This is a genomic window from Streptomyces sp. NPDC127106, from assembly GCF_042677605.1.
Taxonomy (GTDB): Bacteria; Actinomycetota; Actinomycetes; order Streptomycetales; family Streptomycetaceae; genus Streptomyces.
Window position 1 is genome coordinate 1 of the sequence record NZ_JBHXTC010000066.1, and the last position, 22,168, is coordinate 22,168.

General features: G+C 68.5%; 19 protein-coding genes and 2 pseudogenes. 10 read left to right on the forward strand and 11 right to left on the reverse strand.

Going from position 1 to position 22,168, the window contains the following annotated elements; genetic code table 11:
• Positions 1 to 83 precede the first annotated feature (83 nt).
• The 4 genes from ACFVGY_RS32975 to ACFVGY_RS32990 all read right to left on the reverse strand — a co-directional run bounded on the left by ACFVGY_RS32975 (position 84) and on the right by ACFVGY_RS32990 (position 5,840).
• Positions 84 to 686, reverse strand: coding sequence for a hypothetical protein (locus ACFVGY_RS32975; RefSeq protein ID WP_385684757.1), 603 nt, complete (start codon positions 684 to 686; stop codon positions 84 to 86).
• Complete coding sequence (locus ACFVGY_RS32980) at positions 647 to 1,552, reverse strand: trypsin-like peptidase domain-containing protein (protein ID WP_385684654.1); 906 nt, start codon at positions 1,550 to 1,552, stop codon at positions 647 to 649. The genes ACFVGY_RS32975 and ACFVGY_RS32980 overlap by 40 nt, the downstream gene beginning before the upstream one ends.
• A gap of 278 nt (positions 1,553 to 1,830) precedes the next feature.
• On the reverse strand, positions 1,831 to 4,968 hold the full coding sequence (locus ACFVGY_RS32985) for a Tn3 family transposase (RefSeq protein ID WP_385684657.1): 3,138 nt from the start codon (positions 4,966 to 4,968) through the stop codon (positions 1,831 to 1,833).
• A 497-nt stretch (positions 4,969 to 5,465) separates the two neighbouring features.
• Positions 5,466 to 5,840, reverse strand: a complete 375-nt coding sequence (locus ACFVGY_RS32990; RefSeq protein WP_385684660.1) for a hypothetical protein — start codon at positions 5,838 to 5,840, stop codon at positions 5,466 to 5,468.
• Between the two features lie 98 nt (positions 5,841 to 5,938).
• Here ACFVGY_RS32990 and ACFVGY_RS32995 point away from each other — a divergent pair, with 98 nt between their 5' ends.
• Both ACFVGY_RS32995 and ACFVGY_RS33000 read left to right on the forward strand, forming a co-directional pair.
• On the forward strand, positions 5,939 to 6,067 hold the full coding sequence (locus ACFVGY_RS32995; RefSeq protein ID WP_385684663.1) for a hypothetical protein: 129 nt from the start codon (positions 5,939 to 5,941) through the stop codon (positions 6,065 to 6,067).
• A 132-nt stretch (positions 6,068 to 6,199) separates the two neighbouring features.
• Positions 6,200 to 6,331, forward strand: coding sequence for a hypothetical protein (locus ACFVGY_RS33000; RefSeq protein ID WP_385684665.1), 132 nt, complete (start codon positions 6,200 to 6,202; stop codon positions 6,329 to 6,331).
• A 46-nt stretch (positions 6,332 to 6,377) separates the two neighbouring features.
• On the opposite strand, the gene ACFVGY_RS33005 is transcribed toward ACFVGY_RS33000, so the two are convergent.
• Entirely contained in the window at positions 6,378 to 6,719 is a 342-nt protein-coding gene (locus ACFVGY_RS33005) for a hypothetical protein (protein WP_385684668.1), read from the reverse strand.
• 544 nt (positions 6,720 to 7,263) lie between these two features.
• Between ACFVGY_RS33005 and ACFVGY_RS33010 the strand changes: the two genes are divergently transcribed.
• The 5 genes and pseudogenes from ACFVGY_RS33010 to ACFVGY_RS33030 form a co-directional block, all read left to right on the forward strand.
• Positions 7,264 to 8,211 carry a hypothetical protein gene (locus tag ACFVGY_RS33010; RefSeq protein ID WP_385684671.1) on the forward strand — a complete coding sequence of 316 codons (948 nt, stop codon included), beginning with the start codon at positions 7,264 to 7,266 and terminating at the stop codon, positions 8,209 to 8,211.
• 717 nt (positions 8,212 to 8,928) lie between these two features.
• Complete coding sequence (locus tag ACFVGY_RS33015) at positions 8,929 to 9,288, forward strand: hypothetical protein (RefSeq protein ID WP_385684673.1); 360 nt, start codon at positions 8,929 to 8,931, stop codon at positions 9,286 to 9,288.
• 78 nt (positions 9,289 to 9,366) lie between these two features.
• On the forward strand, positions 9,367 to 10,071 hold the full coding sequence (locus ACFVGY_RS33020) for an ABC transporter ATP-binding protein (protein ID WP_385684676.1): 705 nt from the start codon (positions 9,367 to 9,369) through the stop codon (positions 10,069 to 10,071).
• A gap of 185 nt (positions 10,072 to 10,256) precedes the next feature.
• Positions 10,257 to 12,245 (forward strand): hypothetical protein, encoded by a 1,989-nt coding sequence (locus ACFVGY_RS33025; protein ID WP_385684679.1) that lies wholly within the window; start codon positions 10,257 to 10,259, stop codon positions 12,243 to 12,245.
• Positions 12,246 to 12,640: 395 nt separating this feature from the next.
• Positions 12,641 to 12,757: pseudogene (locus ACFVGY_RS33030) on the forward strand (IS630 family transposase); the annotation flags it as partial.
• A gap of 127 nt (positions 12,758 to 12,884) precedes the next feature.
• Here the strand turns inward: ACFVGY_RS33030 and ACFVGY_RS33035 are convergent.
• From ACFVGY_RS33035 to ACFVGY_RS33045, 3 genes are all read right to left on the reverse strand, one after another.
• Positions 12,885 to 13,793 (reverse strand): peptidoglycan-binding protein, encoded by a 909-nt coding sequence (locus tag ACFVGY_RS33035; protein WP_385684682.1) that lies wholly within the window; start codon positions 13,791 to 13,793, stop codon positions 12,885 to 12,887.
• Between the two features lie 340 nt (positions 13,794 to 14,133).
• Positions 14,134 to 14,343, reverse strand: a complete 210-nt coding sequence (locus ACFVGY_RS33040; RefSeq protein WP_385684685.1) for a hypothetical protein — start codon at positions 14,341 to 14,343, stop codon at positions 14,134 to 14,136.
• Positions 14,344 to 14,430: 87 nt separating this feature from the next.
• Positions 14,431 to 14,628 carry a hypothetical protein gene (locus ACFVGY_RS33045; RefSeq protein WP_385684688.1) on the reverse strand — a complete coding sequence of 66 codons (198 nt, stop codon included), beginning with the start codon at positions 14,626 to 14,628 and terminating at the stop codon, positions 14,431 to 14,433.
• A 291-nt stretch (positions 14,629 to 14,919) separates the two neighbouring features.
• On the opposite strand from ACFVGY_RS33045, the gene ACFVGY_RS33050 reads away from it, so the two are divergent.
• Positions 14,920 to 15,741, forward strand: coding sequence for an IS256 family transposase (locus ACFVGY_RS33050; RefSeq protein ID WP_385684691.1), 822 nt, complete (start codon positions 14,920 to 14,922; stop codon positions 15,739 to 15,741).
• Positions 15,742 to 16,484: 743 nt separating this feature from the next.
• Here the strand turns inward: ACFVGY_RS33050 and ACFVGY_RS33055 are convergent.
• The 3 genes from ACFVGY_RS33055 to ACFVGY_RS33065 form a co-directional block, all read right to left on the reverse strand.
• Entirely contained in the window at positions 16,485 to 19,487 is a 3,003-nt protein-coding gene (locus ACFVGY_RS33055; protein WP_385684694.1) for a tetratricopeptide repeat protein, read from the reverse strand.
• A gap of 5 nt (positions 19,488 to 19,492) precedes the next feature.
• The gene (locus tag ACFVGY_RS33060; RefSeq protein WP_385684696.1) at positions 19,493 to 19,948 is read right to left on the reverse strand and encodes a hypothetical protein; all 456 of its coding nucleotides are present in this window, start codon (positions 19,946 to 19,948) and stop codon (positions 19,493 to 19,495) included.
• An 838-nt stretch (positions 19,949 to 20,786) separates the two neighbouring features.
• On the reverse strand, positions 20,787 to 20,927 hold the full coding sequence (locus ACFVGY_RS33065) for a hypothetical protein (protein ID WP_385684699.1): 141 nt from the start codon (positions 20,925 to 20,927) through the stop codon (positions 20,787 to 20,789).
• A 314-nt stretch (positions 20,928 to 21,241) separates the two neighbouring features.
• Here ACFVGY_RS33065 and ACFVGY_RS33070 point away from each other — a divergent pair, with 314 nt between their 5' ends.
• Both ACFVGY_RS33070 and ACFVGY_RS33075 read left to right on the forward strand, forming a co-directional pair.
• Positions 21,242 to 21,685 carry a hypothetical protein gene (locus tag ACFVGY_RS33070; protein ID WP_385684702.1) on the forward strand — a complete coding sequence of 148 codons (444 nt, stop codon included), beginning with the start codon at positions 21,242 to 21,244 and terminating at the stop codon, positions 21,683 to 21,685.
• Positions 21,686 to 22,087: 402 nt separating this feature from the next.
• A pseudogene (locus tag ACFVGY_RS33075) lies at positions 22,088 to 22,168 on the forward strand (electron transfer flavoprotein subunit beta); the annotation flags it as partial.

Consider the following 22,168-nt stretch of genomic DNA (forward strand, 5'->3'; position numbering starts at 1 on the left):
CCGGACCAGTTGAGCCATCCTGCCTCCCCGTGCTGGTCGTCACTTCCGCCCAGCACAACGAGCGACCCGGTGAACGTTCACGGTCACAGCACTAGGACGGTGTCGACGTCGCGGTCGGGTGCACCGTCGGGGCCCGCCGCCAGGTCACGCAGTTCGTCGAGGGGGACTTGGGCGCGGACGGCCGGGACACGGCGTCTGCGGTCGGCGGGTCTCACCAGTGAGGTCAGGATGCGTCGCGCGGTTAGCTGCTGATCGCGCGGTAGTTCGTTGAGGGCGCTGTCGCACCAGGTGGTCAGGCTCCCGCTGACCGCTCCGAGGCGACGGTAGGCCTCATGGGTGAGATAGCCGTCCTGGCGGCGGAGCCACAGCTGGCTGAGCGTCAGCTCCAGCAGGGGGAGCACGGTTACGGGTGCCTGTTGGGTGGGCGCTTCCTCGGGATTGGTGGCCAGGACGTCGGAGACGATCCGCTCAGGCAGTCCTGGTTGGAAATGGAGACCCACGTCCCGGACCCGGAGGGTGATGATGTCGTTCAGGTCTCTCTGGTTCAAGGTGCCCGGAACATTGAGGAGCCCCGCCGTTGCTGCTTTCAGCAACCCTGGTGCCAGGGCGGCCAGCTGGGGATAGAAGTCGTCCCGCATGACCAGGATCACGCTGAGTGCGGCATGTGCGTCGACCGCTGCGGCGATCTGGTCTGCGACGGACTGCTGGTTCCGCCGGTGGCCGTCTGGATGAAGAACTCTTCGAACTGGTCAATGACCAGCAGGATGCGCTGATGGTCGGGCTCGGCTGCCAGCCGACAGGTGACCGCCCCGGCGATGCCCTCGGTGATGGCTCCCGGCAGCCCTGCACGTTCGATCTCTGCCGCCAGGTCCTGCCTCGGCCGTGCGATCAGCACCAGCCACCGATCACTCCCCGGCAGTTCCCCCTCCGTCAACTCCCGCAGAACCCCCGCTTGGATCAGCGACGCCTTGCCCGACCCCGACGGCCCCAGCAGCAGCGTCAGCCGCCGCTGCTGTGCCAGGTTCGTCACGACCTGCCGTACCGCCTCCTGCGGGCCCTGGAACCACCGGGCGTGCTCTGCGGTAAACGGCTCCAGTCCCCGGTACGGGCATACCTCCCGCTCCACCAGCTCGGGCAGGATCCCCCGCAACACCTGTGTCGGAGTGACATACGCGACGCCCTGCCCTCGTTCGAACTCGTCGGGCGCGGCGATCTCCGTGAGCATGCCGATGACCAGGCCGGTCACCTCGTCGAGCACGGGCCCGCCGCTGAACCCGGTGGTGAGATCGTTGGCCGCGGTGAGCTGCAGGTCCGCACTCCGGCTGCCCGAGCCCGGCAGCAGATCGCCGGCCACGCCGAAGCCGAAGTGTCCTTCCGGCGGGGCCTGCGCCGGGAATCCGAACGAGCGCACCTGGTGACCCCGGCACCCCTCCGCGGAGCCCAACGGCAGGATCCGCGCCCCAGCCGGCATGCTCAGACTGATGAAGGCCACGTCCTCGTCCTGGGTGGCTCGCCACAGCTCGCCCGGGACCTGGCCCTCCACCTGACCCACACCCCTCACATGGGGAATTCCTCATCCGACAGCGTCAACTCGGCCTTCGGCCGCCCAGTACGTGCCACAAGCCAAGCCTACACATCTGAACAGAATTCCTGACTCAGGAGACTAGAGCGACACCTACGCCGAAGGCTGTGCCTGCCTTGTGTTACGGCCCTGACATCACCCGGAAGGACGAGGCCCACCTTGGACTGACAGCTGTGAGCTGGCCCGAGTACCGCGCCTGAGCCGTCCATGACATTCAGCGAGGATACGGCGGTGGCTCTCAGGCGTATTCAGTCCTCCGCGCCGTCCTCGTCGTCATCGAGACCGGCCGCGCCTGGGTCACGCAACGGCCGCAGGCTGCCGCCGGCCGGGACGCTGGCGGCGAAGCTGTAGCGGCCCAGCACGTTGAGATTGCGGTGCTTCAGCGGGGACAGCCGTGCGATGTCCTCGTCGCGGATCTCGTGGCCCTCGGCGCGCAGCTGGGCAACGGCGGCGTCGATGTACCGGGTCGTCCAGAGCACCACGGCGTTCAGGACCAGGCCGAGCGCGCCGAGCTGGTCTTCCATCCCGTCCCGGTACGCCTGGTGGATGGTGCCCTTCTTGCCGTGGGAGATGTCCCGGGCGAGCTTGTGGCGGGACTCCTGGACGGTGAGCTGCTTGTGCATCTGGCGGCGGTAGGTGTCGTCGACCGGGTCGACGACGGCGAGCAGGTGCAGGGTCTTGGCGATCCGCCCGTACTCGGCGAACGCCTGCCCCAGCGGCGTGGGGTGCCCTTCGCGGCCGAACATCCGCAGCAGGTCGTACGCCCTGACCTGGTTGGTGACCAGGGAGCCGGCCACCCGCAGCATGTCCGGCCAGGCGGTGAGCACCTTCTTCACACTCACCTTGTTGCGGGCCAGCGCCTCCAGCGGCCCGTAGCCGCTCACCGGCTCGGCGCCGGGCATCTGGGCCTTCCAGAACCGCTGGTCTTCGAGGTCCTTGAAGCGCGGGGAGAAGCGGTAGCCGAGCATCTTGAAGATGCCGAAGACCATGTCGGAGTAGGAGGCGTTGTCGGTGGCGACCATCTCCGGCTTCACCCCGCCGTCCAGGTTCAGCAGCGCGTCCAGGATGAACAGCGAGTCGCGCGGGGTGCCGGGCACCACCATCTGCCCGATCCCGATGACCTGGTCGTTGATCGCGTTGAGCCAGGTGATGCCCTTCTTCTTCGCGAAGTACTTGGGGCTCGGAGCGGCGTTGATGGTGCGGACGGGGACCACGAAGCGCAGGCCGTCGACGGAGGCGAGCAGTCCCTTGCCCCAGAACTGCACGATGGGCACCTGCGCCTGGGCCTCGATCAGGGCGGCGTTGGCCGCGGCGATGGTGTCGGCGCGCAGGTAGTACTGGTCGACGTGGACCAGGCGGGAGCGGGTCAGGGCCTCGATGTTCGGGTTGATGACCGGGGTCATCCCGATGTTGCACGCCTCCGAGACCAGCAGCGCCACCACGGAGGTGGTGAGGTCCTTCATGCGGGTCTTGCCGTCGCCCAGGTGCACGAAGGCGTCCAGGAACCCGGTCCAGGAGTGCACCTCGAACAGCAGGTCCGGCAGGTCGATCTTCGGGAGCATCTTCTCGACCCGCTTGCGCAGCCAGGCCAGCGACTTCGGCTCACCCAGCGCGTGGAGCTTCTCCACGTTCAGCTTCGCCCGCCCGTTCGGCTGCACCTCGATGCTGATCTTCGCGTCGGCACCGGCCTCCTCCAACCGCTCGGCCATCTGCTTCCACGCCGCATCCAGCACGGCGACCAGGTCCCGAAGGTGCTGCTCGGCGTCCTCGTCGAGACTCAGGCCCGCCAGGACGTCCTCACGCACGGCCTCCCACTCCTTGCCGTCCAGCAGACGGGCCCGCGGGGCAGACCAGCGGTGCGAAGGAGAGGCGAAGATGTCGCGGCGCTTCAGCGCGCGGAAAAGCTGCTCCAGCACGCACACCACGTACGCGTCGCGGTCCACCGCCCTCTCCGGCAGCTCGGCGTTGGCGTACACCGCCTTGCGCCACACCGGCGGCACCAGCTTGTCGTCGATCTCGCGCGGCAGCAGCGGCTTCTCCGTCACCCGCCGTCTCGCCAGGGCTGGCAGCCGCCGCACCCCGGTCAGCACCCGCTTGCCACTGGTCGCGGCGTCCAGCGCCCTCGACTCTCCCAGCAGCGCCAAGAACGGCTTGACGGTGTTGTAGCGCAGCGCCAGCGCGCCTCGCATGGCGATCTCCGCAGAGTCATCGTCCTCCGGGACCAGGCTCACCACCGTGGCCGCCGCGCTGGACAACTCGGCCCGCGGCGCGACCTCCTCCAGCGCCCGCCACAGCGCGGCCACATCCACGTCGCAGCCGGTCTCCTCCAGGAGCTCCAGCTCCTCGATGAACACCTTCGATGCCCTGGCAACGATCCTGGACGCCTTCTCCAGCTGCGGCAGGGTGGACAGGCGTTCCTTGTCCGTGGCCCGCTTCGTGGTGCTGATCAACCGAGTGGCCATGAGGATCTCGAACAGGTCCAGCGCGTCGTCGATCGCCTTGGCCTCCAGGTGCCGCATCACCGCGGTGAGCATCGCCGTGCGCTTCGGCTCCGAGGCCCGCTCCTGCTTCGGCGCCTTCGTGCCCAGCCCGTACCGGGCCAGTGCCGCCAGCCGGTTCGGCGGGATCTTGTTCAGCTTCACTCGACCCAGCTGGAACGCGGCGATCTCATCCACCCGCTGGAGCGCGTTCTTCATCGCGGTGCCCGTGGTCCGCGTCGGCGGCCGGCGCAGCTGCTCCAGGTACGAGTACCGCTTGCCCTCCGGCGTTTTCAGCAGCGCCACCAGGTCCCCCGGCAGCGCCGGGTCCGCCCGCCAGGCGGCCTTGGCAACCGTGGCGTGCAGCCGCTTCTCCGCGATCGCGCGGACCTCCGCCACCTGCCGCGCCAGCAGCGACACGCCCGGCAGCAGCACCCGGTTCCTGCGCAGCCAGCCCACCGCGTGATCGAACAGAGCCTTCGGCCCCTCCGCGTGCGCCGTCCACGCCCGCCCGTGCAGGAACGCCCGGAACTTCCGGCCCCACTCGTGATCCTCGAACTGGTGGTAGCCGTACGCGTCGCGGATCTCCCACGCGTGCTCGTATGCCGTCGGCTTGCGCTCGGTATACCGCTTGATCTGCGAGACGTCCTCGATCTCCAGCTGCTCGGCCAGATGATCCACCACCGGCCACGGCACATCCAGGGGGTCCTCCAGGAACAGCCCGATGTACCGCACCGTGCACATCTGGAGCGCGAACCCAAGCCGGTGATGCTCCGTCCGCCGCAGGGCGATCAGGTCCCGGTCCATGTCGTCCAGGAAGAAGAACCGCTCCAGCTCGGGCCTCGTCGGCTCCTCAGCGAACGTCCCGTACGCCTCGGCCTGCTCATCAGTCAGAAACTCCACCGGCACGAGGCGGACCGTAGCCAGCGCCAACAGCCACCCGGCGACCTTTCCGCGAACCCCAGCAGCAGCCGCATCCCGTGTGCTGGCCGACCATGATCAATCTCAACGGCACTTTCTGCACCGCAACTACTCACACCCCGTGCTCTATGACAAGTGGCGCGACCGCCGCGCCGCCGCCGAGCCAGCCCCCCAAACCACGGAATCGCCGACCCCCGTCGAGAGCACCCCCAAGGACTGACAGCCAGGGCGCGCTGCGGCAGGCATGAATTCAGCTCACGCCCAGGCCCTCGCCGCGCTCCTCGCCGTCCGTCGTGAACTGCCACGTCAGGCACCCGCCCCCGAGGAACCGGCCCCGAGAAGGGCGGTCACCTGCGGATCGTCGATTCGGCAGCAGGCTGATTCCTTGCTGGTCGGCGACGCCTCCGCTCCTGGCGGAGGCATCGCCAACGATCCGGGACCACCGAGCCAGCACAGCGCGTGGCCCCTCCAGGGCTCCGCCCTGATCACCTTTGAGTGGTGAGGGTTCCGCCGAACGCGGTCAGGCGCCCTGCCCTGGCTTCGGCGGCAAGCGTGGTGGTGATGCCCAGTTCCCCTGCGAGCGTGGCAATGAACGCGTTGACGTGTTCCCGAACCTTCTCTTCCGTTGTGGCCGGAGCCGCGAACATGCCGGGCGTCACGCGGTGCCTCTCCCATTCAGCGCGGACCTGCTCGTACCGGGCCCAGTCCCGGCGGTGGACCACCCTCGCGGACAGCAGCTCGCCCTCGCGGACCTCCTCGGTGCGCAACTTGGCCATCGCCTGGTGCTGGGCCACACGCTGGGCGATCACATCGATGACCGTCAGCGGCGCGGCCGGCAGTCCGATCCCGCGTTCCAGCACGCCCGACACGGTGCGCCACGAGCACAAGGCAGTAAGCGCGGAGTGCAGCCGGTCCCAGTCAGGCCGACGGGACTTCTCCCCTTGCTCGATCAGGAGCTGTGACCGCAGCCGTGAGGTCGCCCTTCGAACCGCCGTCGCTCTTCTCCCCCCTGCTGCGGCGTATCCGGGCGACCGCCGGCACCGGCCCGTTCAACGGCACCGATGCCTGGCACTCGGTCGGTGGCTGATTCCGGCTGGAGACCACCGACGGACCGCCGTGCCCCGAACGCATCCGGCTCCTCGGTGACGGCCCTACCAGGTTGGGTTGGAAGATCGATCACAAGAGCTGCACCTGCCTGTGCGACCACACTCATTCCGGCATGGGCTGCACCATCGACTTCCTCGAACCCACCACGGGTCAGTTCGTGTCCTACTCCAACCTCAAGTGGAACCGCACCCGCAGCGACCGCCGACAGACCATCACCGAGCTGAACCAGCTGGCCTTCGCCTGACACAGCCGTGCCTGAGGTCCCGGCCGATCGTCGGCCCGATTCCGCGTCAGGGCCGCCGGTCCTTCGTGGTCCGGGGGGTGTGCAGGCCACTTCCACCACAACCTTGGGTACGCGGGGAGCAAGCCGTTGTCCTGAGCGGTGCCGGCTGCGGCAGCATAATCGCTGCTCCGAAGCGCTGGGCCCGTTCGGCTCGGGCCCGGCTCAGCGCGGCGGCGTGGGAGATGCCGGCCTGGCGGCGCTGCTCGGCGCGGGCCTGCTCGATCGGGGCCGGACGGTCGTCGGCCACCGGGTTCGGCTCGGGGAACGCCCGTAGACGGAGCTCCTGCATCGCGCGGGCCTGCCGCTCCACCGCCTCCGCGATCGCCGGGTCGACCCGGCTCGCGGGCACGATGGCGCGGTGAGCGCCCGGTGGAACCCGGCTGAGGCCATCTCGCGCGTATTCAACCGGCACCGGCGGGGCCTCCGGCGCTGCGGCTGGGACCAGGGCCTGCGGGGCGGTCCGGGGCGCCAGCACGACGCCGGCTGGCAGGCCCCGCACTGTGCGCCCCGCATCGGCGCCGACCAGGGATGTGCTCGGGCAGCTGCGGCGCGACGGCGGCGGCGGTGTCCGGCCAGCGGTCCAGATCGGTTCCGCCGGCGGCCGGGGGTCACCGCGGCTGAAACGATTCTAGAAATGACTTGAAACGCAGACTCGGTGGTGGGCCGGACAGGCTGCTGAGGTAAATCAGGCCAATGATCCGCTGAATTACGACAAGTGCGCGGTATTCATTTCGCCAAAGCGGCTTGAAAACGTCCACTTTTTCACGCTCGCCTGGTGGCTGCTGGGGTGAGGGACCTCAGTAATTGCTCAAATTCATTGACCGTCCCGTCAAGATCGCTAGTGTTCATTCAGCTACACCGAATACGACACTCTGCCAATCAGGGAACATCACATGAAGCTCAAGAACTCGATTCATGCTGCGCTGCTCACCACAGCACTGATAGCGGGAACTGCTGCCCCGGCCTTCGCTGATGGCGGTCCCGCCGTCAGTACCGCGGACCAGGCCGTGGCCACCGTCCAGAAGGCCACCGGTACCACCGACGTTGCCCCCGACAGCACCACGGGCACGGTCATGGCGACGGACCGCGGGGTCGTCACCGTGACCACTCCGGCCAGCGCTGAAGGGCGGGTGACCGTGGCGGCCTCTGACGGCTCGGCAGTGACCATGACCTTACCCGCAGCGGTCAACGCCGCAGGCACCACCTCAGCAGCCGGCACCACCGTCTATCCGAATGCGGCCGCGCACACCGACCTCGCCACCCAGGCCACCGTCGACGGCGGAGCCCGCGCCCTGGTCACCCTCAAAAACGCCGATGCCCCGACCACTCAGCGCTTCGACCTCGGCCTGCCCGACGGCGCCACCCTGGTCGCCGATGGAACCGGCGGCTATGACATCGTCACCTCCGCGAACGGCGCAGGCGCGGTCGCCCGAGGCCACATTGACGCTCCCTGGGCAAAGGACGCGAACGGCAACGCCGTCCCCACAAGCTACAGCCTCGACGGCAACACCCTCGTCCAGACCATCGAGACTGGCCCCGACACCGCCTACCCGGTGGTGGCCGATCCCCACTACACCTGGGGCATCATCAGTGGCACCGTGTACTTCAACAAGGAGGAGACGAAGGTCCTCGCCCTCGGCGGAACTGTTGTGTCCTGGCTGCCGCACCCGGCCGCGGTCGTCGGGGGCCGATCCCTCGCGGGCATCGCGGGGTACGCGGTCGCGACCGATCAGTGCGTCAAGTTTAAGGTCAGCCCCGGGCTGGTGCCCCTTTCGCCGGCGGCAGCCGTGGCCGGAAGCGGCACTTACAGCGGCAGCGCCGGCGACGGATACTGCAGGTAAACAGACCGGCAGCCAAGTGATCCCGAACAGGGAGTACGGCCGACCGTGGCGGCCGGAGACACACAGGTCGGCTTCCGAATCTGAAAGGTCGCGGAATGAATACTCTAACCGCTCTGGCGTCGGCCGCTTTCGGCTCAACCGTGTACCTCGTGACGTTCTCGACCGTGAAATGGCTCAATCAGCTATCCTGGCGAGTTAAGGTCACGGGCCTGGTTGCGACTGGCATGGTCCTGTGCGCAATCATCGGGACTATCGCGATCGCGAGCCAGAGCGTCGCACTCGGGTTCATCGTGGGCGCCGGTCTGACACCGCCCGTACACCGGTGGATCCTGCAACGACGCCACCACGTCGCCGGTTCTTGACCTTCCGGCCCACGGTCGTGCAGCTCCTGCCGCTGGCCCTGGTGACCGAGGGCTTCCCACGCAAGCCCTTGAGCGGTCCCGGCGTCGGCGAATCGGCGCCAAGCGCCACCGATCCCGGCCAACACACGAATGCCGTTCGGTCGCCGTATCTCGACCGGTCATGGAACGTGTGAGTCGAACAGGGTTCCTGCCGGGCGATCTCCCGGTGGCGCACGTATGAAGACAGGGCCTCCTGGCGGTTCGGGGATGCGAGAACCGAACCGTCCCGGGAGGCCCTGTTGTCGACGACGCGCTGGTTGGCCAGCCGCCGTCTCGTATTGGGCCCTGTGAGCCCTTCAATTGGGGAGGATCTTTCTTGCACCGCATCGCCAAGGTGGCTGTCCTCGTGGCAGCCGCCGTCGCATTCAGCGCTCCCGTCGCAAACGCCGACAGGTCCTACATCTACAACAGCTACAGCGATGACGTCACTGACTGGCACACCGGCGTCGGCTGGGGTGGTGCCACAGCGTGCGACATGGACCAGGACGGGAACTCTGTGAAGGCTCACTTCACGCGGGACGACAACTCCGCGCACGTCGAATGGGCGACGGGGGGATACGGAACCTGCGTCGTCGCCGTCGATCTCAGCAGCACCAACCGGGTCAACAAGCACCGTTCACAGCAGATACGTGACTGGGCAACCGATCCGTACGGCCCCTGGAAGTACCGGCCCTGATCCAGCACATGCTCATCGCGCGGAGCCGGAATGTTCGGTACACCCGGCTCCGCGCTGCCCGGCGGACAACGAGGAAGCATGAGAACCGACCTGCACGATCGAAAGACGGCCGCGGTAGAAGTGAAGGACCTGCACTACAGCATCGGTGATCGCCGTCTTCTGAACGGGCTGTCCCTCAACGTTGCTGCCGGGTCATCCGTGGCGGTGACAGGACCCAGCGGCTCGGGGAAGACGACTCTTCTTTGCTGCCTCAGCGGTCTGATCGCAGCCTCGTCCGGTGTCATCCGCATCGCCGGCCTCGACATCTCGCAGGCATCTGCAGGCGAGCGAGCCGCAATGCGACTGCGCACCGTGGGTACCGTCTATCAGTTCGGTGAGCTGATACCCGAACTGTCGCCCCTGGAGAATGCCGCGCTACCAGTCCTGCTTGCCGGAGGCAACGCGAAGAAGGCATACGCGGACGCACAGCGTCTGCTGGATGAACTCGGCGTACTGGAGTCCTCATCCAAGAACACAGCATCACTGTCGGGCGGAGAGCGTCAGCGTGTTGCCGTCGCCCGCGCACTCATCGGCAGGCCTTCTGTGGTTCTGGCGGACGAACCCACTGGTTCCCTAGACCAGCGCACGGGCGACGTCGTCGCTGATCTGCTGTTCGACCTGCCCACCCGCTTTCAGTGTGCGCTGATCGTGGTCACCCACAATCCTCAAATTGCCGCCCGCGCCGACCGGACGCTTGAACTCACCGAAGGACGCCTCCTCACGGACTCGGAGGGTCGCAGGTGAGAAGGCACGTGGCCATGCTCCGACTCGGTCACCGGGTAGGGATGTCGAGTGGCGTATCCGCCCTGGTTCACCGCTTCGGACTGTTCGCGGCATCCTTCCTCGTACTGTGGGTGGCTTGGAGCCTCCTGGCCGTGGATGCCAGTCTGGCCGCTCGTCAAGAACGACAGGACGCCCGTTCCCCGGTCATGGCCGAGCAGGGCCAAGATGCGGTAGCCCTATGGCTGGAGCGCCCGGACTACGCCGATGGTCAGGCCATATCGGTCATCTTCCTGGAGCCGCTCCAGCCAGATGCCAGTCCGCCGCCGGGCCTTGATAGGTGGCCTGAAAAGGGCGAGGCCTTTCTTTCGCCTCAGGCTGCACAGCACGCGGCCGGAGCCCTGGTCTCCCGCTACGGCACGATGGGTGGGATCATCGGGCGAACGGGCCTCACCGAACCCAATGAGTTGCTGGTGTACACCCGTTCTCCCATCGAAGGCATCTTCGGTGAAACGAGTCATAGAACACGCATATCTGGTTTCGGGCATCCGAATTCACAGTTCATCGACTACTTCACCGTGAGCCACCAGTTCGAACGTTCCTCCAGCGACCTCTGGATACTCCTCCTGCTGTTCACCGTGATGCCGGCCGCGGCCTCTCTCATGGTCGTGGTACGCGGCGGCGCGGAGCTGAGAGACCGCCGAATCTCGATGCTCGAGGCTCTGGGAGCTTCATCTGCAGCGCGCCTGCTGGTGGTCACCGGTGAAGCCGCGGCCCCTGTACTGGCGGGCTCGCTCCTGGCAGCAGCCGCTGCGTGGGAGACGACCCTGTGGGACACCGCCCTCCCCTTCACCGGGTACACCGTCTCAGCCGGTGATGTGGCCTCACTGCGCCTATGGACCCCCCTGCTGATCCTTGTTGCGGCCACCTTCGTACTGGGGATCAGCGCGCTGCGCTACGCCATACCCCCCAAGCGAACTACCGCCCGCCCACAGCAGACCAGAGCTACGCCCGGACGGACGGTATGGGTGCTGTCCGCGATCGGGTTCTCCCTGTGCCTATACGGAACGTGGCGGGCAGACGGTCCGGGCCGGGTCGTCTTCTTCTTCGGCGTCATGCTCGTACTCGCAGTCCTCCCCATCCTTGCCGGACGCCTGTCAGGCTCTCTCGGATCGGCGATCGCCTCGCATTCCCTTCGAAGAGGCGATGCAGCAGGACTCATCGCCGGCCGGTGGCTCGCCGCCAGACCCGTCGTCCTCGCCGTACTCAGTGCGGCAATGATCCTGGGGCTCGGCCTCACCACCCTGGGCCAAGTCGTCACCAGCCAGCTCGAAGGCCCGGAAATCGTTGCCAAGCGCTTGGCCGGCGTAAACAACCGCAACGCTGTCCTGATCAAGGCATCAGGTGATCCATCCCGCTTCGACCAGCTCCGCCAGCAACTCCCAGACCACCCCACAGCCCTCATCTACCGCGAGGCCGGCAGCACGATACTGTCCGCCGACTGCAACTCACTGGCATTCTTCGGAACACTCACCACCTGCCCCACGGCTGTCACAAAGCTGACTGACGTAATACCGACCGTTGAGACCACGCCGCGCACAGCACTGGCAGTGCTCAGCCTCTCACCGGACAGGGTGAGCATCACCACCCAACGCCCAGACATCACCGACCCCGCCAACGTCTCCCTCATAGTCTTCAACACCTCCGGCGAAATCGGAGCCGTTCAAATCTGGCATGCCGCCTACCAGACGCTGGGCTTCCCCATGCTTGACGTGCCGGTGGAATCCGGGATGCTCGGCGCGCAAGCCCGGAGCGACTACGTCAAGTGGGTACTGGACGCAGCACTGATCGGCCTACTGGCCCTGGTCCTCGCGGGAATCGTGGGTGCAGCCTCCGTATTCGACGACCAGGCACGAAGCCTCGGCCCCGTGGCCTCGTTCCGAAGCGACAGAAACTTCTACCTAAAGGTGGCCCTCTGGAACCTTTCCGTCCCCCTCGTTGTCGTGGGAGCAGGCGCAGGGGTGGCTACGTACCTACTCGGCCAGATGCTGCTCTCCATCGGCGACGGAGGTGAACTCTCCGCCGGACTCGTGGCCGCCGGCTCCCTCAGCATCGCCGTCGGCGGTGTCGTCATCGCCGTCATATGCGCTGAGATCGCGACACGCCGGAGCCGAATCTGGCGCCCCACAAACGATTGACGCAACAACTCTTCACCCGCTGTCCGGCCATCCCATCAGGGTGACGCCTGAACGGGCGCTCATGGCCTCTCACGCCGAGGTTCGCAGCGGTGGGGGCTGCGGCAATAGGACTGCTGCTCCGGTCCGCTGTGCACGTTCGGCTCGGGCCAGATGCAGCGCCACAGTCTCTGTGGCGGCGAACGCGCGGCGCCGCTGCTGGACGGTGGTGCCGACGGGGTGCCGGCTGGTCGTCGGTATGCTCATCCGGTTCAGGGAAGGCCCAATGACTGAGTCGCGCAGCACGCGGGCCTGTCATGTGGACTCGCCACGCAGATCCTGGACGCGGTCCTCGGCGGCGCCCTTGAGCTTGGCGTCGGCTCGCAAGACCGCCGAATGAGGGCCTTCATCTACGCGCACAGGACTGGCTCACCGCTTACCACCTGCCGTCTTACGCATGCGACCTCAACCCCGTGGAAGGCATCTGGTCGATCCTCCGCCGGACCACCCAGGCCAACACGGCCTTCACCGACCCGAGCTGTGCGGGAGCGCATCGCGCACGCCCGACGCCACGGCAAGCCGGTCTCGCGTGCGCTCGTACGGCCCGACCTGTAGGCGTGACCGCCGCGCGCCGCCCGCCCGCGACCGGACGGTGTCCGGGGCTCAGAAGTGGTTCAGTAGGGCACTCCAGGTCTGCGGGCCTATCCGGCCGTCGACGACGATGGCCGCGTCCTCCTGGAAGGCCCTGGTGGCGGCCAGGGTCAGCGGCCCGAGGATGCCGTCTACGGGGCCCGGGTCGTGGCCGTGGGCCAGAAAGAGGCCCTGGGCGTTCTTCACGTCCTGGCCCTCAGCGCCCTGCTCCAGGGGCGGGTTCGGGATGGACGCCCTGTCCAGGTGCACCTTGCCCCAGACGGCAGGCCGGCCCTCCTGCTTGCCCCGGACACAGAACCACAGGGCGGTGAACCCGCCCCGCTCGACGGCGAGCAGGTCGCCTGCCAAGCCGTCCGGCGGCGCGCCGGTGAGCAGCGACGACGGCCCCAGGCGGAGTTGAGCCGCCCGGGGCGACGAGAACCGGCCGCCGGGTCCCTCGTTGCTGGTGCCCGACACACTGGGTCCGCTGTCGCTGTTGCCCGACACGCCGGTTCCGGATCCGCTCTCGCCGAGGACGCCGATGCCGTCCGCGCCGTGGTCCACGTCTCCCGTGGGCAGCCCGTCCACGCGGATGTCGATGCGGCTCTGGCCCACCACGCCGGGCACACCGTGCATCGCCACGCCGAAGACCGCTCCCGCGGGCCCGCGATGGCGGACGATCCCGAGCACCCCGGCGCGGGTCCGGCCCACGCCCGCCAACCCATACTTGTTGCCCTCGCCGTGCACACCGACCCCGTCAACCGGGGCCGACCGGCTCGTCTCCTGGCCGGGGGCCAGGCTCTCCCCGTACACACCGCAGAAGGTTCCGACGACGTTGGCCCCGTAGACGGTGTCCGTCGACTTCGTGGAGAAGCCGGCCCGCGGGAAGCCGGCACCGGTGAAGGAGGGTCCCACCGCGGTGTATTGGTCATCATGAGGCATGTCCTCACCCCCTGGGGTGATGTGGGTTACGGATTCCCCCTCCAGTACCTCCAGCCTCCTCCGCGGTGCGCCGTCCGCAAGCCGGGCGCCCGGGCCGCGCCCGGCGTCCGGTTCGTCGTTGGTGGCGGGGGCTGACCGGCGGTATCAGGAGCAACTGGTGGGGGACCACGTCGAAGGAGTCGTCCGGGAGATCGGGGTGATCGACACAGGAGATCGGATCGGTATGTGAGATGGGTGTTCTGGCGTGTGGGCGGGGCGCTGGCGATGCGGGGGGCCGGGCGGGTGGGCGGCAGGGTGATGGAGGGGCGAGGAGAGTGGGCTCCGGGGGAAGCACCGATCGTCAGGAGGCGGTAGACCCACGCAGGAGACGCTGCTTGAACAGCACACCGCGGCGTTGCCGCTCTTCGGCGAGCGCGTGCGCGCCGTCGCGGCCGGCCCGCGTAGCGTGGATCACCGCCAGCACCGTCTTGTCTGCTGGTGAACCTGGCCCGCGAGGGGCCCAGGCCCTCACCTCCTGCACCACCTCCACCAGCCGGGTGAGCAGAACCATTCCGGCGTTTCCCGCCCGGCGACACGGGCCTGGGTCTTCGTCCTCAAGCGCCGTTGGGAGGCGACGTCCGCGCCCCCACTCGCTCGGTTACCGCAGGTCGTCGTCTCCGTCGTCCAGGGCGGGGGGCGCCTGCCACATCAGGGTCTCCAGGGGCGGCCTCAGGCGCTGGGCCGGACCGGGCACGGGCCTCATCACGGCGGACGCCTCGTCGCTGAAGTAGACGACGGGCTTGTCCGGGGCGCCCGACAGGCGCGGGTTCTGCCGTGCGGTCTTCGTAGTGGTCATCTGGTCCCCCTGGTTCGTCACCGGCCATGCCCGGTTGAAGGCCGGCACACAGGCTGGCTGCGAAAGCGTATCCAGTTTCCGAACTGCGGCCCGAGTAGATTTCCTCGGGCCGCTTCTGCAGGTCGGGCCTCTCTCTCGCTCCTGATCGTCAGCTCGACGCTCCCGGAACAGAGCGTGTCTGAAAGATCGTGTAAGTCCGTGATGTGGAAACCTGGCCCGGGGCTCGGCCTTGGGCCTCTGGGCCGGGCGGATCGGACGAGCCATGGCAGACAAGAATCCGTCGCCTCGGCGGTGGCCGGGGACGCGATGGTCGACGAGGTTGTTGAGCGGTTGCTCGACAAGGCTGATGCCTCAGGGGCGGCTCTGCTCGGTGAGGGCGGGCTGCTGACGGAGATCACCAGGGCTGTGCTGGAGCGGGCTCTGGAGGCCAAGATGAGCGAACACCTCGGTTATGAACGTGGAGATCGGGCAGGTCACGGGTCGGGGAACTCCCGCAACGGGACCTCGCCCAAGACCGTCCTGACCGAAGCCGGCGCGGTCACGCTGGCGGTTCCTCGCGACCGCAACGGCGACTTCGAACCGCGTTTGGTCCCGAAGAACGCCCGTCGGCTGGCCGGGTTCAACGACCGGATCCTCTCCCTCTACGCGCGCGGGATGAGCCTGCGCGACATCCGCTCCCACCTCGCGCAGATCTATGGCGTCGAGGTCAGCCCCGACCTGATCAGCAAGGTCACCGATGCGGTGGTCGACGAGCTGGTGGCCTGGCAGAACCGGCCCCTCGACGCGGTCTGGCCGATCATCTACATCGACGCGCTGTGGGTGAAGATCAGGTCCGGGTCCGTGGTCTCCAAGCCGGTCTACCTGGCCGTCGGCGTCGACATGGACGGCCGCAAAGACGTCCTGGGGCTGTGGGTCGGAGCCGAGGGTGAGGGCGCCACCACCTCGATGGCCGTCCTGTCCGAGCTGCGGAACAGGGGCGTCGAGGACGTCTGTATCGTCGTCTGCGACGGGTTGAAGGGCCTGCCGGACGCGGTCACCGCGACCTGGCCCAAGGCCACCGTCCAGACCTGCGTGATCCACCGTGAAGCCGTCAAGAAACAACCTGGTGGATAACGGCGCCGACCGAAGTGAGAAGGTCGGCTGCGGTGGGGTGGCGGTGTTCGGCAGGGGCGATGTTGATGCGACGGTCATCGAGGACTGGCAGGACGTCACGGATCGCGTTCCACAGGGTGCTCTTGCAGACTCCGAATCTTGTGACGTTTATTGATGGTTGGCCAGCGAGTGCAGAAAGCCCGCAGGTCAGCGAGGTTCGTTGATTCGTGGTTGGCCAGGATGTTGAGCGTTAGTTGGCCAGCTCGGGGTCTGGGCCGGCAGTCCGGTCCAGCGCAGCATGTGCCAGCGGTCGTGGTCGTCGGCGTGCTGGAAGAACACCATGCGCCGGTCGCGTGCCCCACCCACTTGCCCTTGTGCTTGCCGCCGCGGGCGGACGGCTGCTGGTGGCGGGGCTCGTCCAGGACCGATGGTGATACCGACTCGAACCCGTGGTGCCGCCCCGTCGAGACCAGGAACTGCAACCCGGGCCGATGCCGTTGCCCTGCCCGCCACGTAAACCGGCGTACGACCTCACCGACGCCGTACGGAACCAGCTCGTCCAGCCCGCACATGTCCGACCGCATCAGGGCACTGGTCTGCGTCTCCACGCTCCCAGGAGACCAGCCCGGCCTTCCGGCTGTGTACGTACCTCCGTACCCGACCACAACTGACAGCGACGAATCCGATCACGGCGAGTGTCGGCTGCCACCGGAATGAATGTCAGTTGTTCCTTCACCGAAGTGTCAGCGGCTCCTTGTGGCTTCCTATAAGTGAAGGCGGCGGTTGTCGTCTGGTCGGCCCGCCTCGGCCAGGACGAGGCCGCGGCTGTTCAGCACTACGCCTTCGCTGTCGTGGTCGCCGGTCTCGCGAAAGATGGTGGCGGCCCGGGTGAGGGTGTCGATGGCTTCGTCGAGCCGGCCCGCCCCGGCCAGGGCCAAGCCGCGGTTGTTCAGCGCCTCGCCTTCGCTGTGACGGTCGCCGGTCTCGCGGTAGACGGTGGCGGCCCGGGTATGGGTGTCGATGGCCTCGTCGAGCCGGCCCACCTCAGCCAGGGCTATGCCGAGGTTGCCCAGCGCCATGGCTTCATCGTGGCGGTCACCGAGCTCGCGGAAGACGGCCAGGCTCTGGTCGTGGGTGTCGATGGCCTCGTCGAGCCGGCCCACCTCAGCCAGGGCTATGCCGAGATTGCCCAGCGCCATGGCTTCGCCGTGGCGGTCACCGAGCTCGCGGAAGACGGCCAGGGCCTGAGTATGGGCGCCGATGGCCTCGTCGAGCCGGCCCACCTCAGCCAGGACGGCGCCCAGGTTGGTCAGCGCTTGGCCTTTGCTGTGGCGGTCGCCGAGCTCGTGGTAGGTGGTGGCGGCCTGGGTGAGGGTGTCGATGGCCTCGTCGAGCCGGTCCACCTCGGCCAGGGCTATGCCGAGGTTGCCCAGCGCCATGGCTTCGCTGTGGCGGTCGCCAGTCTCGCGGTAGACGGCCAGGGCCTGAGTATGGGCGCCGATGGCCTCGTCGAACCGGCGCACCCCTACCAAGGCGTTTCCGAGGTTGCCCACCGCCACGCCTTCGCCGTGGCGGTCGCCGAGGTCGCGCAGGATCGTGGCTGCCTGGGTGAGAGCATCGATGGCCTCGTCGAACCGGCGTGCCTCCCGCAAGACGTTGCCGAGATTGGTCAGTGCCCCGCTTTCGCCGTGGCGGTCGCCGAGGTCGCGGAGGATCGTGGCTGCCTGGGTGAGAGCATCGACGGCCTCGTCGAATCGACCCACCTCCCGCAAGGCGTTGCCGAAATTGGTCAGCGTTTGGCCTTCGCCGTGGCGGTCGCCGTGTGCACGGTAGACGGCCAGAGCCTGGGTGTGGGCGTCGATGGCCTCGTCGAACCGGCGCACCTCGGCCAGGACGAGGCCGAGGTTGCCCAGCCCCGTGCCTTCCCCGTAGCGGTCGCCGAGGTCGCGGAGGATCGTGGCTGCCTGGGTGAGAGCATCGACGGCCTCGTCGAACCGGCGCACCTCGGCCAACACGTTGCCGAGGTTGCCCAGTGCCGTGCCTTCGCCGTGGCGGTCGCCGAGGTCTCGGTAGACGGTGGCGGCCCGGGTGTGGGCGTCGATGGCCTCGTCGAACCGGCGCACCTCGGCCAGGGCGATGCCGAGTCTGTCCAGCGCCAGGGCTTCGCCGTCCCGGACACCAAGCTCGCGGAAGACGGCCAGTGCCTGGGTGTGGGCGTCGATGGCCTCGTCGAACCGGCGCACCTCCCGCAGGGCGCTGCCGAGGTTGTTCAGCGCGCCGGCTTCGCCGTACCGGACGCCATGCTCGCGGAAGACGGCCAGAGCAGTGGTGGTGACGGCGATCCAGTCGTCGAAGGCGCGGCGGTAGTCGAGGTACCGGGCGAGGGCGAGGGCGAGCACGATGCTGGTCCTCGGGTGGCCGAGGGTGGTGGCGGTGGCGGTGAGGTTGTCGTGTTCGGCGTCCAGCCAGGCCAGGGCCGCGGCGCGGTCGGGGAAGCGGGGCGAGGGGGTGCCAGGCCGGGTCTCCAAGTGGGTGTCGGCGGCCTCAGCATGGGTCTCGTAGTGGGAAAAGAGGCGGGTGCTGGCGGTCTCGCGCTCGTCGGTATCGGCGTGGGTGCGTGTGTGCTGGTCGGCGTAGAGGCGGACCAGGTCGTGCAGCCGCCAGCGGCCCCAGGTAGGTCCGGGTTCGATCAGGTGGGCGCGGACCAAGTCCTGCAGCAGCTCCTCGACCTCCGCAGGGTCGGTGCCAGCCAGGTGGGCGGCGGCTTCGGTGGACATGTCCGGTCCGGGGTTGAGCGGCAGCAGCCGGAACAGCCGGGCGTGGTTGGGGTCGAGGTGCTGGTAGGAAAGGTCGAAGGCGGCGCGTACGGCGCGGTCCTCGCGGCGCAGCCGCTCCAGCCGGGAGTGCTCCGCCTCCAGCGCGTGGGCCAGGGAGGTCAGCGGGCGGGCGGGGGTGTCGGCGAGCAGAGCAGCCGCGATCCGCAGCGCCAGCGGCAGGCCCGCGCACAGCCGGGCGACGGCTGCGGCTGCTTCCGGCGCGTCCTCGACGCGGCTGTCGCCAGCGCCGCGGGCCTGGTGCAGGGCCTGGCGCAGCAGCTCGATGGAGGCGGGCTCGTCGAGGATGTCCAGGTCGTGCAGGCGGGCGTCGACGTCGAGGGTATGGCGGGAGGTGAGCAGGGCGGCGGTGGTGCCGTCGGTGGGCAGCAGCGGGCGGGCCTGCTCGGCGCTGGAGGCGTTGTCGATCACGACCAGAATGCGCCGGTTCTGTTCGGCGAAGGCGGCCAGCACGCTGCGGTACAGGCGGGTACGGTCCTGCAGACCGGCGGGGATGTGCTCGCCGGGCATCCCCAGGGCGCGCAGCAGCCCGTCCAGCGCGTGCTCGGGGGACAGGCGGCGTTCCGTGTCGTAGCCGAACAGGTCAGTGAACAGCACCCCGCCGGGGAACCAGCCCGGTTCCTTCAGTGCGCGGGCGGCAGTCTGCACGACCAGTTCGGTCTTGCCGACCCCGGCCAGCCCCGCCACCGCAGCCACCAGCACCGCCCGCTGCCGCTCCCCGCCGTCGGGCGCCAGGCCCTGGAACAGTTCGTCCACGTCGGTGTCGCGGCCGGTGAAGGTGGGGGAAGGAGCGGGCAGGCCGGACAGGGCGGGGGTGACCTCGGGTGGCAGCTGCACGGTGATGTCCCGGCCCTGGATCACCGCATGGAAAAACACGCCGCCGCTGATCGTGCTCGACACCGACCCGCCCGCGCCACCGGATGTGCCGCTCATGTCACTCACCCCTGCTCCGGCGGGGTACTGGTGCCGGGGGTGGGCGGCGGCGGGGGCGGGGTGGAGAAGGAGATGTTGGAGTAGTCCCGGCCCTGCAGTACCTGTCCGTGGAACGTGCCGCCGCTGATCTCGTTGTCCACATCGCCGTCGCCGGTGCGTACCAACTTCACCTGCTCATGCCACCACTGCTGCAGGCCGGCGGAGAAGTCCGGGTCCGCGGCGGCCCGCGCCGCCAGCGTGTCACTCAAGGCCTGCGCACGCGTGGGATCGTCCGGCGCCTGCTCCAGCCTGGCCAGCTCCGCCTCCCCGGAACCGACCACCGGAGCCTCAGGAGATTCGCCCTGGCCGCGCCGGAACGGGCGCCGCACCAGCGCGCTCAGCCCCGCCCACGCCTGCTTGCCGACCTCACCACCAGCGCCCCCCGCCAACGCCACCAGCACCGCCACTGATATCGGGTCCATCTCTCATCACCCTTCGCACCCGCGGATTCCCCCAGAAGCATGTGCGCGCGGCGTGGAGCCTCGGTTCCACCGCGTGTCAACCGGCCACTTTCCTAGGCGCCGCCGTACGAGCCGCCCGGCACGGAGAACCCGCCCCCCTCTAGCACGCCACATAACGGAGCAATGCGCATCACCACCGCACCATCACCACCCACCGACTGGATGCGCGTCCGTCGCCTTCTACGCCGTCCTCATCGACGACCACGACCCGCGAACCGCCGTCCCGGCCCCCGCCGCCACCGCTCCCGCTCCTGGGACGAAGCTCTGATCCGGCGCCTGCACAACGCGGGCCCAACTGGGACCTCGCCACCCTCCTCGACATCCACGAGCACGACATCGACCAGCTGCCCAACCAGCCACTGCACGTCGCCCTCAAACTCACCCGGCGCCTGGACTTCCACCCCGCCGACCTCGCCCCCGCGTCTACGCCCACCCCCGCTACACTGACGTCCAGCCCCCGGGCTTTCCGGCACCGAATGGGACGCCGTCGCGGTCCTCAACGCCCTCGAACACGCCGGCCGCCCGTTCACCGTCGGCTTCCTCGCCGAGTCCCTCGGCTGGGACACAGACCGAGCCATCGGCGCCCTCGAACACGCATGGGCCCATGCCGAGCTCGGCCGTACGCCCTGCGCCGGGCCGCCCCAGCCCACTTCACCCTCGGCCCGCGCCTGGACGTCCTCACCGACCGGCAGAGGCCGGCTCCACCCGTCGACGACACCGACCCCTGGCGCCGCCCCGAGGACCCCCACCGCCGGCCACTCCAGCGCGACGTCCTCAGCGAGGGCGACGCCCGCGTGCTCTACGAGGCGTACCGCGACGGCGAGGTCCTCCACACGAAGGATCCACGGTCGCCGGACTCATCGACGCCGGACTCCTCGTCACCGCCGGTGACGACACCGCCGGCCTCGCCGACGACGTCCAGTACGGCCCGCCGCCTCACCAGCCCCCGACACCCCGGCCACCTACTGACACCCGTCATGTCGCGACCCGCTGACATCCCATGTCGCCCCGTTAGGTTTTTCGCGGCCCTGCAACGGGGCCGCTGGCCTCCAGGCCCGGCATGACTTTTGCCCTGTCGACGGCGAGTTACTGGCCAACTGGAAATCAACGTGGCCAAGTACGGATCAAAGTCTCATCAGTCCGTTTCGGCTTGTGGGGGGAGATTTCTCTGGCCGCTGTCCACAGGCTCCCACCCCCAAGGTCTTGGGACGTCACCGTGATCCGCGCGGCGACCACCCAGTCGAGGAGACCTCCTTGCCGTACCTGATACCGGCCCGCACCCCGCTCACCCCGGAGGAAGTCGACCGCGCCTTCGACTACCTCCTCGCTCTGCAGATGGGCGGCGGGAACTACGCCTCCGGCCGCACGCCGGCCACTCCAGAGCTGGCCTTCCTGTTGCTGCGGCTCGCCGAGAACATCGTCTTCCCCGTCACGGGGGTCCTGGGCGACGGGGAGCCGCACGCGGACTCCTTCGCCCTGGACGAGGTCGGGTGCATCCTGCTGTCCACCCTGCGGGACTGGACACGTGACTCCCCCACTACGGCCGTGCTGGGGATCGCCCGCACCATCATCCGCTTCGTCGAGAACGTCATCCCCGACCCCGACGACCACGGCGACACCCGCGCCACCCTGGAGACCATGCGCGACGAACACCTTGAGTGGGCCCGCACCGTGCAGTCCATGACCGAGCGCCCGTAGCCACGCGCACGATGCGCACTGGCGCGGTGGTGCACATCCACCCGGTGGGTGCGCACCGGTGCGGTGCCGCTGACTGGACTCGGTGCGGGGGTGCGGTGCGCACAAAGTCCATCCTGTGCGCACCACCGTCCACCCGGTGCGCATCCACTCGGTGAGCGGGGCGCGCCCGTGCGGTGGTGCGCGTCGGGTGGAGTCGGTGCGGTGGAGTAGACCAGCTGAGGATGGCGCGTTCCCCTTGACACGGGCCGAGGTCAAGGGGAAATGCGGCGGTGCGCACCGGCTGGATGCACGCCATCGTCCCCGGCGATGGCGTCCACTCCCACACGATGTTTCCCCGCCAGCGAGTGGGCTCCACTCAGTGGAGGGGATACCGACACGGTGTCCTCCCCCCTGGCCGGTGGGCTGGCCAAGGCCATCGAGAAGGCCGGTTACGACCTGGTCATCACGGGTATGGCGTCGACCGACGGCACCATGGGTGTCCTC